We start from the raw sequence: 15,946 nt of genomic DNA, 5'->3' as shown, positions 1-15,946 counted from the left end.
AGCCGTTACCATGGTTTGCCAGTTCCTTGTACAAGCCAAGGTTTTGACCAAGGGCTATTTTTACCGTCAGCCTGAGAGAAATTTGTTGTTTCCAGTTTATCCAGAGCTGCATTCGCGTTTACTTTGTTGATGTTTAGCTCATCTTGCATATAATAAAAACGTAAAGGTAGAGCTTGTCTTTTAGCAGATGGGCCAGCCTTAAGAGCTGGAAGTCCAGTTCTTCTAAAGTCAAACCATGCTTCCGTGGCCGCCGTCCAGCTAGCAATCCATTTTTGTTCCATGATTTGTTTCAGCGTGCCATCATATGCTACACCAGTATTTGTTAAATAAGTAGCGGACGAGTTTCCTACCCCCCAAGTGGTCATAGATGCTTTTACGCCAGCCTCATATAGAGATTTTGCGTTTCCAGCTGACCATCCTTTCAATGAAGCCTCTGACAAGATAAAGTTTACTTCTGCTGCTGATATCAATCGAGCCTTTAAAAGTGGTCCTGTGGCCTGCTTATACATGCTATTTAAGAAAGAAACATGTGGATTGAAAGACGTTTGACCAGGCGTTGGATTGAGGTTATATGCCGATGGTAAAGCAGAGAAACTTGGTGGTAAACCCACATATTCAGGATCTGTGTCTAAAACTGTATTTCCAACTTTATCAGGAGAAAGTAATCTTTTGCCATCTACTATTTTGTCCGTTCCTGCTGGTAAGGTTGCGTCTACTACTAAAGGTACTTCTACTTTATTGGCCCATACCGCTATTCTTGGGTCTTTGAGCGATTGTAAAGTCTCTATCAAAGTAGATGCCATTTTTATTCTTCTATAGTTACTTCCACTGGCATCATAAACAGCATTTGCTGGCCATGAAGTACCATCACTTGTTCCAGGGAAACTCATGGTGGCGTCATCTGAGTTTGAAAGAATTATTGGATATTGAGCTGCATTTCCAACTATCTTTTCAATTCCAGCTTTAGCTACGTCTGGTTTTTTGGCAGAAATACGCATATAGTATCTCAAGGCTAAAGAGTTGGCCATTTTTCTCCATTTAGCAGGGTCACCATTATAGTATACATCTACGTTGTCTACTATACTCGTATACTCTCCTTTTGGTTTTGAGAGTAGGGTATTTGCTTTTTCCAAATCGGCTAATATGCCCGTATAAATTACCTCTTGGCTGTCAAATGAAGGTAAGATATTCTCTAAACCGCCTACTTCTCCTTTTAGGGCATTGGTATAAGGTGCATCAGACCAAAGGTCAGTAATAAGACCAAAATTAAAGGCTTTCATTACCAAAGCTACACCTTGATGAAACTCAAGATTTAAAGCTACCGCTCTGTCATAGAATAAAGCATTGTTTCTAAGTATATCATAATGAGCATTCCAACTTTGGTTTCCACCCCAGTCGTAATCGTTATGGCCTCCAGACCAAGCATCTTTTTGAGTATGCTGCACTACGCCAGCGATGTCCTGATAGCCATAATTAACATATAGTCTAGCCGTTTCAGTTAAAATTGTTGGCATGATCAGGTTGGGGTTCACCAAGTCTGGCTGAACACCATTTGGGTTGTAATTTACTTCTGTGAGATCTTCACAAGAAAAGAACGAACCCATCAATATAAATAAGACGATAATATTCTTCTTTTTCATGATATTAAATGATTTAAGGTTTAAAATGTTAGATTTAATTTAAATCCAACTGGAATTACCCATGGGGTTACATTGTATCTTTCAATACCCTGCTTAAACTGTGTACCCGCCTGTGTACCTGCTTGAGGTTGGAATGCCATTTCTGGGTCTATGCCTATCTTGGCAGCAGTCCAAAGAATGATGTTTCTGCTATACACAGAAACAGATGCGTTTTGTAAACCAAGCTTTTTGGTTACATCCCCTGTGATATCATATGCAAATGACACCTCTCTCAATTTGACAAATGAAGCGTCAAACGTAGCAGCTCTTGTGAAATCCCATGGGTAATTGTCGCCATAAGGGATATACTTTGTGCCAGTTCCTCCAAGGTTTTCAGTATATCCTTCTATTTGTCCTTGAGCATTATATACCGCTAGTACACCAGGATTGAACACGCCATATGGATAAGTATTTCCACCATATTCAAATGGATATCCACCGTATTCTTCCGTAGGACCACCTACGATATTAAATTTATTTCCATTGACCTTAATCAGTTCTTCTTGGTTTGCTACCAAATAATTACGAAGGGCATCACCCGTCAAACCATTTGGATTAATAAGGTTATCCAAGAATCTTTGAGACTTAAGATCTGATTCTCCATATCTGTAAGTTTGAGAAACAAAATCACCACCTTTTCTCCAGTCAAAGGTCATATTTAAACTCATCTTCTTATAGGTCAAAGATGTTTGCATTCCCAAAATAAAATCTGGATTAAAATTTCCAATTTTCGATCTTGTATTAGATGCTTTAATGGCCTGCCAAGAACCATTTTTGTCTAAGATAGGATAACCATAGTATGGGGAAGACTCGTCCGTAACAGTAACCAATTCCGCGTCATAAATGTCACCTATTTTTTCACCTACGTAGGTCCATGCTCCACCTTTTGCGTCTGTCCAAAGTGTGTAGAAATCTAAACCATCAGAAAGACTCTTAATAGTCGTAGAGTTTTTATAGAAATTAGTCGTTAAATCTAGTCTCCATCCGTTTCTCTCAAAAGGTGTACCGCCTAAGCTAAACTCCAATCCTTTACTTACCAGAAGTCCAGCATTGATATTCTTTGAGGTATATCCTGTTGAAGAAGGAAGTTTAGTTGGAATAATCTGGTTTCTGTTTTCCACAGTGTAGTACGTTCCAGAGAATCTAAGTTTGTTTTGAAACATCGTCAAATCCACGCCAACCTCATAAGAGGTAGAAATCTCAGGCTTCAAATCTGGTAAAAGTATAGTTCCTGATTTAGAAAGTCTTGTTACACCACCCCAAGCTTCATTATTGGCTAAGGTATTGATCAAAGTATAAGGGTTGGTGTCATTTCCTACTTGTGCTATACCACCTCTAAGTTTCAACATATTGATGTTATTAGAAGAAACAGGGAAGAGTTCGTTAACAAGGAAACTCAAAGAGGCTGATGGATAGAAATAAGATCTGTTAGCTACTGGCAATGTACTAGACCAATCGTTTCTAGCAGTCAAATCTAAATAAAGCATATCCTTGAATCCAATATTTGCCATTCCATAAGCACTGTATACCACTTTATGAGATAAACTGCTGAAGTATGACAAGTTAGCTGGTGCAATATTTTGTAAAGTGAATAGGCCTGGTATAATCAGTCCTGTACCATTTCTACTGGCATTGCTCACGTCCGTAAATTTAGAGTCTCTTGAGTTAGCTCCTGCCGAAATTGATAAAGAGAAGTCCTCCATACGTTTAGCGTATGTTGCTAAAACGTCAACGTTTCTTTCGTATCTGCCTAAGTTAATTAATCCATAAGCTCCACGTGGTTCTTTATCGTAGCTACGACCAATTGTAGTCTCTCTATTTTCTTTATAGGTATCTAAGGCATATCTGGCCATTAAATTGATATTTGGAGTAAGCTGATAGTCTGCTTTTATGTTACCAAATAGTCTATTTCTTTCAAATGCATTATTAACTTCATAAGCCAAAAAGTATGGGTTATTGAAATTGCCAATGGACTGTGATTTTTGTTGAAGTCCCTCTTGTCCAGGAACCCAGTAATCTTGCATGTCTAAAATATTAATATGCGGAGAAACAGCATAAGCCCACTGAAGAGGATTAGCTCCTCTTTCACCTGCAGGGCGGTTATTAGAGTTGTTTCTGCTCATATCTAAAACAGTGGTCAAAGTAAGCTTTTTGCTAACTTTCATAGAGGTATTTATGGCCAATGAATTTTTGAAGAGGTCAGAGTTTGGAATAATACCTCTGTTGGTCATGTTTGAATACGAAACTCTATAATTGATTAAGTCAGTGCTATTGGCTATCGAGATACCATTTGAAGTGGTAATACCCGTTTGAACAAAATTCTTAACATTATTTGGATAAGAAACCAAAGGAGTAGGAATCGGATTGCCATTGGCATCTTTAGGGCTATTCCATTGTACCGCATTATATCCTTTGTCTAGTTCAGGACCAGAACCTCCGGCAGAACCTTCATCTATATATAATACCCCACCTGGGTAAGGATTATTGGTAGGTGTAAAAGGTAAAACTCCAGTAGCGAACTTGCTATGCATATCCAAAAACTTATAAGGATTATCAAAGACCGTGTTAGTACTTAAATTTACGGTCATCTTGTTGTTTTTGGAGCCATTTTTTGTGGTAATTAATACGACACCATTACCGGCTCTAGAGCCATATAATGCCGCTGCACTTGGACCCTTTAGAATGGATACGCTTTCTATATTATCAGGATTTATATCTGATATGGCATTTCCGTAATCTACTCTATTGTCGCCACCTATTTGGCTCACATTGTTAAGTGAATTGATAATAGGTACACCGTCAATCACAAACAAAGGTTGATTGTCGCTAGATAGTGATTTGGCACCACGGATAATCATACTTACCGATGAGCCTGTACCACCCGTAGAGTTGATGGCAACACCAGCTACTTTGCCAGACATGCCATTTAAAACGTTCTCAGTGGTTACTCTATTCATGTCTTTTCCGTCTACCTTAGCTACAGAATAACCGAGAGATTTTTCTTCTCTTTTAATTCCTAGGGCAGTCACAACCACTTCATTTAAGGTGGAAGCATTAAGCGTCATTGAAACGTCTATTACGCTTCGAGTTCCTACGGACACTTCGATGGGATTATATCCCACAAACGAAAAAATCAGAGTAGCGTTGGCATTATCTAGGGCAATCGAATAAATTCCGTTTGCATTTGTTGTAGTGCCTTTGTTGGTACCTTTCAACACCACGTTTGCTCCGGGAATAACTGAGCCATCTTCTTCGGCTGTAATTGTACCGGTAACTGTTCGGCTCTGGGCCCAAACATTTGAAAAACAAAGTCCAATTATTACGGTCGTAATAAATAAACGCCGTAACATACGATGATAAGTAGAGCGTAGTTCCATATTGTTTATATTTTAGAATTGATTATACTGTTAATACTTTTATTGTAAAAAAAAAGACTACTCCATATAATTTAAAATATCAAAAGTTTTTATTTTGTTTATGGAGGCCAATCATATAGGAAACTAAGGGGGAGGAAGAAAGTACAGCGTACTCGTAATCAAGTTATAAGCATCTACATAATTACTTTTTTGATATAGCTCAAAAAAGTAGCGTTTATGCAGCAGAGTTTGGATGAAAGGTTCGTGAACGATAGGCTATTCAAAATGCCTTAAATGGAAAGCAATAGTCTTAGCATTTTTAGGTTTTTTGCCTCATAGTTGGCTTATAATAAGGAGGTTTATGGGTGCTTAAAAAGCGGAGGACAAATCCATATTTAACCTCAAATATTGCTTGGCTTTTACGAGTTGATTTTTAACGGTGTTTTTCGAAATTCGCATTATTTCGGCAATTTCCTGATATGACTTTCTTTCCTCCACCACGAGTTTTAAAATCATTTTTCGTTTTTTAGGAAGTGTTGACATGGCAGAAAGCAACATGTCTATTTTAACTTCTTCTATATCTACGCCTGTATTTTGGTTCTCTTTAATATTTATCAAATACTGGTCTAGCATTTGTTGATTTTTGTTTAGCTTTTTCAAATGATCAAAAGCCATGTTTTTTAAGCAGGTAAAAAGATAGGCATTGAAGTTTAATTCAGGATCAATTTGATCTCTGCGATTCCAAATCTTAATAAATACTTCTTGGAGCATATTTTCGGCTTCCTCATTGTCTTTTAAAATAGAGGTGATAAACCTTAGTCCTGGTTCTCTGTAATAATCATACAATTGTGTAAATGCTTTAGAATCGCCTTCGGCAACTTTCTGAATTATTTCATTTAATGCTTCCATGGTAGTTAGAGATTACGGTGAAGGTAGATATGTTGAAAATGTCTAAAAAAAAAGGCAAATAGTAACAATTTGAAATTTCCATTTTATACTTCTTTATCAATTTTACAATACCCAAAAAACCAATTGATTGATGACAGAATTATATGTAGTTTCTAAACTTTCAAATGCCGTTTAGATAAATCCTATAATAAATTTGCGTCATTTTTGATAATAAGTATTCGCATATTGCGTAATTAAATCCTCAATTTACGCAAATGGCCTATAGTTTAACTTTGAGTTAGTAAACAAGGCCGATTTCTTAATGTTTAGTTAATATTGAGTGCTCTTTCTTGATGTCTTTATAAGATGAATCTTAAAACTTAATCTGGTTACTGTTGAAGTGATATGTTCGAGGTTTAGTGAAGATATTTTGAGTTTTTGAAGCTCCGTGAATAAGAAAAAAATCATATTTCGCTATCTATGAATAGTACCAAAAGTGCAAAGTGAAGTATTAATCCATATTTAGTGATGTAACATTATGCCAAATGAATTATTATAAGAATTGGATTTTTATCTTACTATTCCAAACCTCTATCGGTGCTGTTTCCCAGCAAGCCATAAGTAAGGAGGGTGCCTTAGTGAGTTCAAACCTTATTTTTGCCCCACAGGCCAAACATGTACACAGTAGCAGCATCGTAAATTTGCCGAATGGTGATTTTTTGGCGGTGTGGTTTTATGGTAGTGGTGAACGAACTTTCGACGATGTACAATTAATGGGAGCAAGGCTCAAAAAAGGTGAAACACGTTGGAGTGAACCTTTTCAGATGGCAGACACACCCAATATTCCAGACTGCAATCCAGTGCTTTTTTTGAATCAAGATAAAAAACTTTACTTGGTTTGGATTGCTGTTCAAGCCAATAAATGGGAGCAGTCTATATTAAGGTATAAAACCACCACAGATTACCTTAATCCAGGTCCTCCGAATTGGACTTGGCAAGATAATATTCTGCTAAAGCCTAGCGATGATTTTGCAAAAGAGGTAGTGAAAAAACTCAAAGAACAGCCAGATAGAGGCAAAGGATGGTCAGAGTATGCCCCTAGTTATGATGACATGATCATTAAAGCCAGCGAAGACATCACTAAAAGGAGTATTGGCTGGATGACCAGAATCAAACCTTTGGTCATGGACAATGGTAGAATAGTGCTGCCATTATACTCCGATGGTTACAATATGTCAATGATGGCCATTTCTGACGACAAAGGCACCACGTGGAGGCCAAGTTTACCATTGGTGGGGCGTGGACCTATACAGCCAGCTTTGGTTCAGAAAAAGAATAAAAACTTGGTGGCCTTTTTGCGTGACAGCGGAGATTACCCATCAAGGGTACATTACAGCGAATCTTCAGACCTTGGCGAGTCTTGGTCTATGAGTATAAAGACTGACATTCCAAATACAGCCAGCGTGGAAATGCTTGCTCTTGCCGATGGCCGTTGGGCATTTATTGGGAATGATTTACCAAATGGTAGAAATCGACTTGTGCTTTTTCTGTCTGACGATGAGGGCAAAACATGGAAGTGGAAAACGGCACTTGAAAATGTAGAGCCCAATGCTGGTGGATTTTCTTATCCAAGCTTAATACAAACTTCCGACGGCCTATTACACATAACGTACTCACACCATTTACCAAACAATAATAAGTCTATTAAATACGTGGTTGTTAACCCAGCTAAAATTTCAAATAAATGATTATGAAACGACTCCTATTACTTTTAGTATTTTGTTCTTTTTTAGATATCGCTTTTGCACAAACTAAAAAGCCCGTTTACTTAGACAAACCATATGCTCAGGACTTTGCCATTAAGTATTATGGACAGGGTTCTTTCGATAAAGTATTTGCTGATAGAAACGGGAATATTAAAATTTTCTCAGACAAAGGTATTTTAACACCCCATGATGGCCAGTTCCTTTACCCTGGCACTCTATTGGCCGATAAAACCTATAGAACCATTCAGCCTAAAAAAATAGCAGCCTTAGGCGTTTACAAGAAACAATTTGTGCTTCTGGATGACATCGCTATTCTGAGCAATGCTTGGGCTGGAAGTTTGTTTTCTAAACATGATTTACCTAAGGCGTCTATTTTTGAAGCCGGTAACGACTTTGGATTTTTGATTTCAGATAAAAAGAATCTGCATTTTGTAAAGAATTCACAAACAATCTGGAAGTTGAATTTAGAAGGAGATGAAGTTTTAGATATTAAATTTTTAGCTTCAACCAATACTTTTGTGATTTTAGGTAAAAAGGCGGTCTATACTTTTTTAACTCCATCCAATACATTTTCTAAGCTTTTAAGTGGTTCTGATTTAACGGCTTTTGATATCAAAGGCAATGATTTAATCCTGGGTACTCATAACGGTTATTTTGAGTACAATCTTGTCACAAAAAAACAAGGTGCTCTGCAACAAAGATTGCCATGGACAGAAATTACAGCGGTTAAAGTCATTGGTGATAAAATATGGTTTGGAACATCAAAAGGTGCTTTCGCAAAACGTGCAGATGGCAAGTTTGATTATTATAATGGAGAGCGTTGGTTGCCGAGCAATAACGTCATCCATATTTCAGATGGTCCAGAAGGTTCCGTTTTGGTATTGACTGATGCAGGTTTAGGCCAAATTTGCTTTAAAAAAATGACCTTGGCCGACAAGGCAGATATGTTTGATAAACAAGTGCGAAGCCGACATATCAGAAATGGTTTCAATGCCACGCTCACTGGAATGGAAAAAGGGAATATTTCTACTGGATATTTAGACGATTCCGACAACGACGGACTTTGGACTACCATGTATATGGGTGGAGAGATATTTAGATATGCCAGCACCAAAAGTCCAGAAGCACTCGAGAATTGCAGAGAGTCATTAGATGCCATGGAAAGGTTATATACTATCAACGACGTACCGGGTTTCCCATCCAGGTCTTTTGAGCGTAGCGGATTTATTGAAAAACTTTCTGATCCGGAACGTTGGCAACATGCCTCAGACCCTGAGTGGGACTGGAAATCTACCACGAGTAGTGATGAGGTGATTGGTCATGTATTTGCTTTTGGAGCTATGGCCGAACTTATACCAGATCCTGATATGAAACGTAGGTCTATTGTGTTACTCGATACACTTATGTCGCATATTGTTAAAAATGATATGTATTTGATTGATTTTGACGGTAAACCTACCCTTTGGGGGCGTTGGAATCCAGAATATGTTAATTCTTTTCCGACAAACATTGGCGATAGAAAACTGAACTCGTCTAATATCATTGCGATGCTTCAAACGGCGTATCACTTTACCAAAAAAGAGAAGTACAAAGAGAAAGCCTTGGAACTGATGTACAAGCATGGTTATTTGGAAAATTTGATGCTTTCAATGAAAGAAATTGCTTCGGCAGGAGAGGGTTCTGATGATAAAAGTAAAATGCTCTCAGATGCATGGAATCACTCAGACGATGAAATGTATTTCGTAGGATACTGGGGTCTGTATCGCTATGCTTTTGATGAAGCCTTGAAAGCCAAATATAAAAAGGCCATTATAGACCATTGGGAAGCCGAAAGACCAGAAAAAGAAGGAGCTTGGAATATTTTTACGGCCATAACGGGCACACCAAATTTCGATTTGGATGAGGCTGCTTGGTATCTTAGAGAGCATCCTATTGACCTCATAGGTTGGGATATAAGTAACAGTCATAGAAAAGACATTGATAATTTGGCTCCTAATTTTAGAACACAGACTACCAAAGAGGTACTTCCACCTGATGAAAGACCCATACAAAGACATAATGGTAATATGTTTAGACTAGATAGAGTTGGTCAAAACGGAACTTTAGAGTACAGTGCTGGCGACATTTGGCTTTTGCCTTATTGGATGGGAAGATATCTAGGGGTTATTAGTTCTCCGCAGAAATAATGTGGCCTTTGGCGTCTTATCTATGTCGTCATTTCTACTTCACTCTGCTTGATATGTTGATAGTGATAGGTTATTATTGGTGGGAGTAGTACCTGAATAAAAGTTCGGAGTGAGGTTGACCACAATTAGAACTTGAATAATTCTAAAGAAGAGGAGGCTGTCTCATATTAGAGAGATGGCCTCCTTTTTGTTTAACCCGGTCTATGCAATGGTGAATCGTAATGAGTTTTAAAGTGGAATGAATGGGTTTAATAATTGATTTGAAGCAATTTAGCTACGGTCCCGATAAAATCGCGAGATTGCCTAATGCATAAAGCGGGTTTAGATATTTATGGCAAAGAGATTAATACCATAATTGTGTAAGAACTTCGAGAAATTGTGTAAGACCAATTCAAAGAAATCATTGTTATTTTGTAATAATGGTTTTCATCATTCTTTTTCGATGAGATAATTGTCTATTTTGAAGTATTGAAAAAACTAATCGCCATATCGCTAGCCTCACTGATGCTATTCAGTCACATGGGATTTACATTTGCCACCCACTTTTGTGGTGGTCATGCTGTAAAATCAGAGGTGGGCTTTGGTCAACATAATTTGGATTGTGGAATGTCGTCGATGGACGTTGACAATGCAGTAGTTCACAACGGACAGCCATTTATTTCAGAAAACTGCTGTGCCAATCTTGTTTATCAGCTTGATATTCAAGATGATTATCAATCCACGAGAGAACAAATAACCGTAAACCCTGATTTTAGCATTGCATTTGTTTACACTTTTTTCAATATTAATTTCCCTTTATTAGAAGGTCATAATTTTTATACCAACTATACTCCACATCCTCTAATAAAACAAGACGTCCAGATCTTGTTTCAATCTTTTCTTATTTAATAAACTATCATAGAATAGGTCTGTAAAGACAGACCATAAGGCATGACTATGTCTTAAAACATTAATTACTTAATGTTATCTAATGATATGTTAAATAAAATAATCCGATATTTTCTTTACAACAAGCTTGTAACCCTCTTATTTCTAGCTCTTATAGTGGGCTGGGGCATAATAACCGCACCTTTCGGTTGGCAAACAGGTTTTCTGCCTTCAGACCCCGTTCCTGTGGATGCCATACCCGATATTGGAGAAAACCAACAGATTGTTTTCACGCAATGGATGGGTCGTTCTCCGCAGGATATTGAGGACCAAATTACTTACCCACTTACCACTTCACTATTAGGGATTTCAGGAGTAAAGTCTATCCGTAGTTCATCTATTTTTGGGGTATCCAGTATCTACATTATTTTTAATGAGGACATAGAATTCTATTGGTCTCGATCCAGAATTCTAGAAAAGCTTAATTCCTTACCGACTAATCTATTACCAGAAGGGGTACAGCCAGCTCTAGGCCCTGATGCTACGGCATTGGGACAAGTATATTGGTATACGCTAGAAGGGCGGGATAAAGATAACAACCCCACGGGAGGCTGGGATTTACACGAGATTCGTTCCGTTCAAGACTTCTATGTTAAATACGGACTGAATGCTGTTGAAGGAGTGTCAGAAGTAGCTTCTATTGGAGGATACATACAGGAATACCAGATTGATGTGAATCCCGATGCCATGCGGGCTTATGGGATTCCTTTGCATAAGATTATGCAAGCCGTGAAAGAGTCTAACCGAGATGTAGGGGCTAAAACGATTGAAATAAATAAAGCGGAATACTTAGTAAGGGGTTTAGGTTACATACGTTCGGTAGAAGATTTGGAAAAAGCCGTCGTAGGGGTCAATCAAAATGTTCCTATTCGAGTTAAAGACATTGGCGTAGTTACACTAGGACCTGCTACCCGAAGAGGATTACTAGACAAAGATGGAGCTGAAGTAGTTGGTGGCGTAATAGTAGCCAAATACGGTTCTAATCCGCTGCATGTCATCAATGCGGTAAAAGATAAAATCAAAGATATTTCCAGCGGGTTGCCAAAGAAAACATTGGCAAATGGCGTAGAAAGCCAACTGACTTTAGTTCCTTTTTATGATAGAACACAGCTCATTCAGGAAACATTAGGCACTTTAGAGGAAGCTCTCTCACTAGAAATCTTAATCAGTTTATTGGTAGTGATGGTGATGGTCTTAAATCTGAGGGCTTCCATTTTAATTTCAAGTTTACTTCCAATAGCAATTTTGATGGTTTTCATCGCTATGCGATATTTCCACGTTGACGCCAACATTGTGGCTCTTTCTGGTATTGCTATAGCCATTGGTACCATGGTAGATTTAGGCATAGTTCTTTCAGAAAATGTAATTAAAAAGATGGAGGAAGCCCCTCCGTCACAAAAGCTCATTGAATCCGTTTATCTAGGTGCCTCTGAGGTGAGCTCTGCTATTCTTACGGCGGTAGCCACTACCATTGTAAGCTTTGTGCCTGTATTTACTTTACAAGCCGCAGAGGGTAAGCTTTTTACACCACTCGCATTTACCAAGACCTTCGCACTTATAGCGGCATTGATAGTGGCCTTATTACTGTTGCCAAGCTTTGCTCATTGGTTTTTTGGTTTTAAAATCAAAAACGACAAGGTGAAAAAATATGGCAGCTTTGCTTTAATTCTTATTGGTTTAGTCACATTCACCATGGGCTATTTCTTGCCGGGTAGTATTTTATTTCTGTACGGACTCATCGGTACAAGCAAAAATTACCTTCTTTTCAAGAATAAACAACTTCCCAAGATACCTGCCTTTGCTTTAAGGCATGGGGAATTAATTGTCTCACTTATAGCCGTTGTGTGGCTTCTGGCTAAATATTGGTTACCCTTGGGTGCTTCCACCTCTTTAATGACCAATTTCATTTTCGTGGCTATCATCGTGGGTGTCATAATAAGTATTTTCCTGCTTTTGGAGCATTATTATACCCGCATTTTAGGCTGGTGTCTGGAGCACAAAACCAGCTTTCTTTTGATTCCTTCGTTTCTAATATTTCTGGCTGCAAACATTTGGTTGGGTTTTAATTCTATTTTTGGATTTGTATCAACGGGTTTTGATAAAGTAGATATCAATATCCGTAATACGGTGATATGGTCTGGTATGTCAAATTCTTTTCCAGGAATGGGTAAGGAATTTATGCCCTCCTTAAATGAGGGAAGTTTTCTTCTAATGCCAACTTCTATGCCTCATGCAGGTGTAGCTCAAAACAAGCAGGTGCTTCAGCAATTGGATATGCTTTTGGCCAACATTCCTGAAGTGGACCTGGCAGTAGGAAAAATGGGTAGAGCTGAGACGGCATTAGACCCAGCACCTATTTCAATGTATGAAACCATCATCAATTATAAGCCAGAATACGCCGTAAATTCAAAAGGACATAGACAGCGTTTTATGGTGGATGATAATAACGATTTCATCACTAGTAGCAGCGATACACTTTCCAATCAAGATGCTCTGTTAAAAGGTATTAGTACCACAGATTTATTGACAAACCCAGACGGTGAGTACTTCAGAAATTGGCGTAAAGAAATTAAGTCAAGTGACGATATTTGGAATGAGATTGTTCGTGTAACCAAAATACCCGGCGTTACATCAGCTCCTAAACTGCAACCCATAGAAACACGACTCGTTATGCTCCAAACAGGTATGCGAGCACCAATGGGAATTAAGGTATATGGACCAAATTTAAAAACCATTGAGGCATTTGGAATGGAACTAGAAGCCATTCTGAAAGAAGTACCTTCTGTAAAACAAGAAGCCGTTTTTGCAGACCGAATTGTAGGTAAACCTTATATACATCTGAATATTAACAGAGATGCCATTGCTCGATATGGCCTCACCGTTGAAGATGTTCAAAAAACGATAGAAACAGCCATAGGTGGGATGCAGATAACTTCTACAGTAGAAGGTAGAGAAAGATTTCCTGTTCGGATTCGATATCCAAGAGAACTCCGTGACGACCCCAGCAGTCTAAAAAAAATCTATATCCCGACGCCAACTGGTGTTCAGGTTCCTTTAGGTGATTTGGTTGATTTGGAATATGTACAAGGAGCCCAAATGATCAAAAGTGAAAATACTTTTTTGGTGGGTTATGTGCTACTTGATAAAAAGGAAGGCTTTGCCGAAGTAGATGTAGTAGAAGCTGCTCAAGCACATATTCAGCGAAAGATTGATAACGGGGAATTGGTGGTTCCGTCAGGTATCAGTTATAAGTTTTCTGGAAGTTATGAGAATCAAATTCGTGCCGAAAAAAGACTGGCTGTCATTGTCCCTTTAGTCTTGGGAATCGTTTTCCTGATTTTATATTTTCAGTTCAATTCCGTTTCCACTTCTTTAATGGTTTTTACTGGTATTTCTGTAGCCTTTAGTGGTGGTTTTATCATGCTCTGGCTTTGGGGTCAACCCTGGTTTATGAACTTCGGTTTTTTTGGGACTAATATGCATGATCTATTTCAAATGCAAACTGTCAACCTAAGCGTGGCTGTTTGGGTAGGTTTTATTGCACTGTTTGGTATTGCCACAGATGATGGCGTGCTTATGGGAACATATCTTACCCAAAGCTTTAAAGAGAACAAGTATAGTAATTTAAAAGAACTCCGTCAGGCGGTAGTTATTGGTGGGCACAGAAGAATAAAAGCTTGTACCATGACCACTACCACCACTATCATCGCTTTGCTTCCCATCTTCACTTCTACGGGTAAAGGAGCAGATATTATGTTACCTATGGCTATTCCGGCATTTGGCGGAATGATAATCGACGTCACTTCTTATTTCATACTACCTGTACTTTTCTCTATAAGGGAGGAAAGGAAATTAAAAAAACTGAAATCATGATGAAATCAATTATTCATATCCTGTTCTTCGTTTCCTTATCAATATGCAGTCAAGGCCAGACTTTGGAGGAATATCTTAAAGAAGCGGCTGAGCATAATCCAGACATTAAAGCCGGATTTAGTGAATTCAATGCAGCACTTCAAAAAATACCGCAAGTAAATACGCTGCCAGACCCAACGGTTTCTCTTGGTGTTTTTGTGAGTCCAATTGAAACTAGGGTGGGTGCTCAAAGGGCAAAACTTTCCCTCAGCCAAATGTTTCCTTGGTTTGGCACTTTACAAGCTAGAGAAGATGCCGCTAGTTTAATGGCTCAGGCTAAATACAAGGAGATATCCGTGGCTAAAAATGAATTATTTCTAAACGTTAAACAGACTTATTTTCCAATTTATGAAGTCATGGAGCACATTAGAATCAATGAAGAAAACCTGAAAATCCTTGATACCTACAAACAGGTCAGCACCATAAAATATGCCAATGGGAAAGTTCCTCTTACAGATATTCTAAGAGTGGATATTATGTTGGAAAATGTGAAAACAGATATTAAAATACTTCATGAAAGTCTTAATCCACTTTATGTATCATTTAATAGACTCTTAAATAGAAATGATACTTTAATAGTACAAATTGAAAACCCCTTACTTCTCCCAATAAACGAGAATTCTATTGAGGCATACATAAAGACGAATCCATCTCTGCAATTGATTGATGCCAAAATAGAAGCAGAGATAGCAAATGAGAATTTAGCCAAATTGAAATCCAAACCAAATTTTGGAATAGGTCTAGATTACGCCATGATTTCCAAAAGAAAGGATGTGGAAATGGCACAAAATGGTAAAGATGTTTTAATGCCAATGGTTACGCTAAGCCTACCGATTTTCAAAAAGAAGAATGTAGCTTTTGTGAAAGAATCACAATTGATTCAAGTAGCACTTTCTGAAAAGAGAGAGGGGATGGAAAACAAACTTTGGAGTACTTATTCCACAGCATCTTTTGAGGTAGAAAGGGCCAAAGAACTTTATCAGCATTATCAAAACCAAATAGATAGAAATAGCCGAATCATAAATCTGCTCTATACGGCTTATGCCAATTCAGGAAGAGATTTTGAGGAGGTGCTTAGGGTGCAACAAGAAACACTTAAGTACGAAATGACTAAAGCTACGGTCTTAAAGAATTATCATTTAGCCATAGCTAAGATTGACTTTATTACTGCAAAAAATATTTTTTAACTTTTAACAAATCAATTTCAAAATGAAAAAAACAATTTTAACAAT

At 38.0% G+C, this 15,946-nt stretch carries 8 protein-coding genes; 5 read left to right on the top strand and 3 right to left on the bottom strand.

Annotated elements, in window-relative coordinates; all coding sequences use genetic code 11:
• Positions 1-5: 5 nt before the first annotated feature.
• The 3 genes from ACTBZY_RS17125 to ACTBZY_RS17115 all read right to left on the bottom strand — a co-directional run bounded on the left by ACTBZY_RS17125 (position 6) and on the right by ACTBZY_RS17115 (position 5,944).
• Positions 6-1,640 (bottom strand): SusD/RagB family nutrient-binding outer membrane lipoprotein, encoded by a 1,635-nt coding sequence (locus ACTBZY_RS17125; protein ID WP_463047572.1) that lies wholly within the window; start codon positions 1,638-1,640, stop codon positions 6-8.
• 20 nt (positions 1,641-1,660) lie between these two features.
• Positions 1,661-5,056: a SusC/RagA family TonB-linked outer membrane protein gene (locus tag ACTBZY_RS17120; protein WP_463047571.1), complete on the bottom strand. Its 3,396-nt coding sequence runs from the start codon at positions 5,054-5,056 to the stop codon at positions 1,661-1,663.
• 348 nt (positions 5,057-5,404) lie between these two features.
• A complete protein-coding gene (locus ACTBZY_RS17115; RefSeq protein ID WP_463047570.1) occupies positions 5,405-5,944 on the bottom strand; it encodes an RNA polymerase sigma factor in 540 nt (179 codons plus the stop codon).
• A 524-nt stretch (positions 5,945-6,468) separates the two neighbouring features.
• Here ACTBZY_RS17115 and ACTBZY_RS17110 point away from each other — a divergent pair.
• From ACTBZY_RS17110 to ACTBZY_RS17090, 5 genes are all read left to right on the top strand, one after another.
• Positions 6,469-7,671: a sialidase family protein gene (locus ACTBZY_RS17110; protein WP_463047569.1), complete on the top strand. Its 1,203-nt coding sequence runs from the start codon at positions 6,469-6,471 to the stop codon at positions 7,669-7,671.
• Between the two features lie 2 nt (positions 7,672-7,673).
• The gene (locus ACTBZY_RS17105) at positions 7,674-9,875 is read left to right on the top strand and encodes a hypothetical protein (RefSeq protein WP_463047568.1); all 2,202 of its coding nucleotides are present in this window, start codon (positions 7,674-7,676) and stop codon (positions 9,873-9,875) included.
• Between the two features lie 468 nt (positions 9,876-10,343).
• Positions 10,344-10,763 (top strand): HYC_CC_PP family protein, encoded by a 420-nt coding sequence (locus ACTBZY_RS17100; RefSeq protein WP_463047567.1) that lies wholly within the window; start codon positions 10,344-10,346, stop codon positions 10,761-10,763.
• Between the two features lie 87 nt (positions 10,764-10,850).
• Positions 10,851-14,675: an efflux RND transporter permease subunit gene (locus ACTBZY_RS17095; RefSeq protein WP_463047566.1), complete on the top strand. Its 3,825-nt coding sequence runs from the start codon at positions 10,851-10,853 to the stop codon at positions 14,673-14,675.
• Positions 14,672-15,901: a TolC family protein gene (locus ACTBZY_RS17090; RefSeq protein ID WP_463047565.1), complete on the top strand. Its 1,230-nt coding sequence runs from the start codon at positions 14,672-14,674 to the stop codon at positions 15,899-15,901. Before ACTBZY_RS17095 ends, ACTBZY_RS17090 begins: the two co-directional genes overlap by 4 nt.
• Positions 15,902-15,946 lie beyond the last annotated feature (45 nt).

The organism is Arcticibacterium sp. (genome assembly GCF_055134445.1).
This window is presented reverse-complemented; position numbering and strand designations above follow the sequence as displayed.

Coding starts and splice junctions, on each gene's coding strand:
- ACTBZY_RS17125 (WP_463047572.1), bottom strand. CDS start 1,640: ATGAAAAAGAAGAATATTATCGTCTTATTTATATTGATGGGTTCGTTC.
- ACTBZY_RS17120 (WP_463047571.1), bottom strand. CDS start 5,056: ATGGAACTACGCTCTACTTATCATCGTATGTTACGGCGTTTATTTATT.
- ACTBZY_RS17115 (WP_463047570.1), bottom strand. CDS start 5,944: ATGGAAGCATTAAATGAAATAATTCAGAAAGTTGCCGAAGGCGATTCT.
- ACTBZY_RS17110 (WP_463047569.1), top strand. CDS start 6,469: ATGAATTATTATAAGAATTGGATTTTTATCTTACTATTCCAAACCTCT.
- ACTBZY_RS17105 (WP_463047568.1), top strand. CDS start 7,674: ATGAAACGACTCCTATTACTTTTAGTATTTTGTTCTTTTTTAGATATC.
- ACTBZY_RS17095 (WP_463047566.1), top strand. CDS start 10,851: ATGTTAAATAAAATAATCCGATATTTTCTTTACAACAAGCTTGTAACC.
- ACTBZY_RS17090 (WP_463047565.1), top strand. CDS start 14,672: ATGATGAAATCAATTATTCATATCCTGTTCTTCGTTTCCTTATCAATA.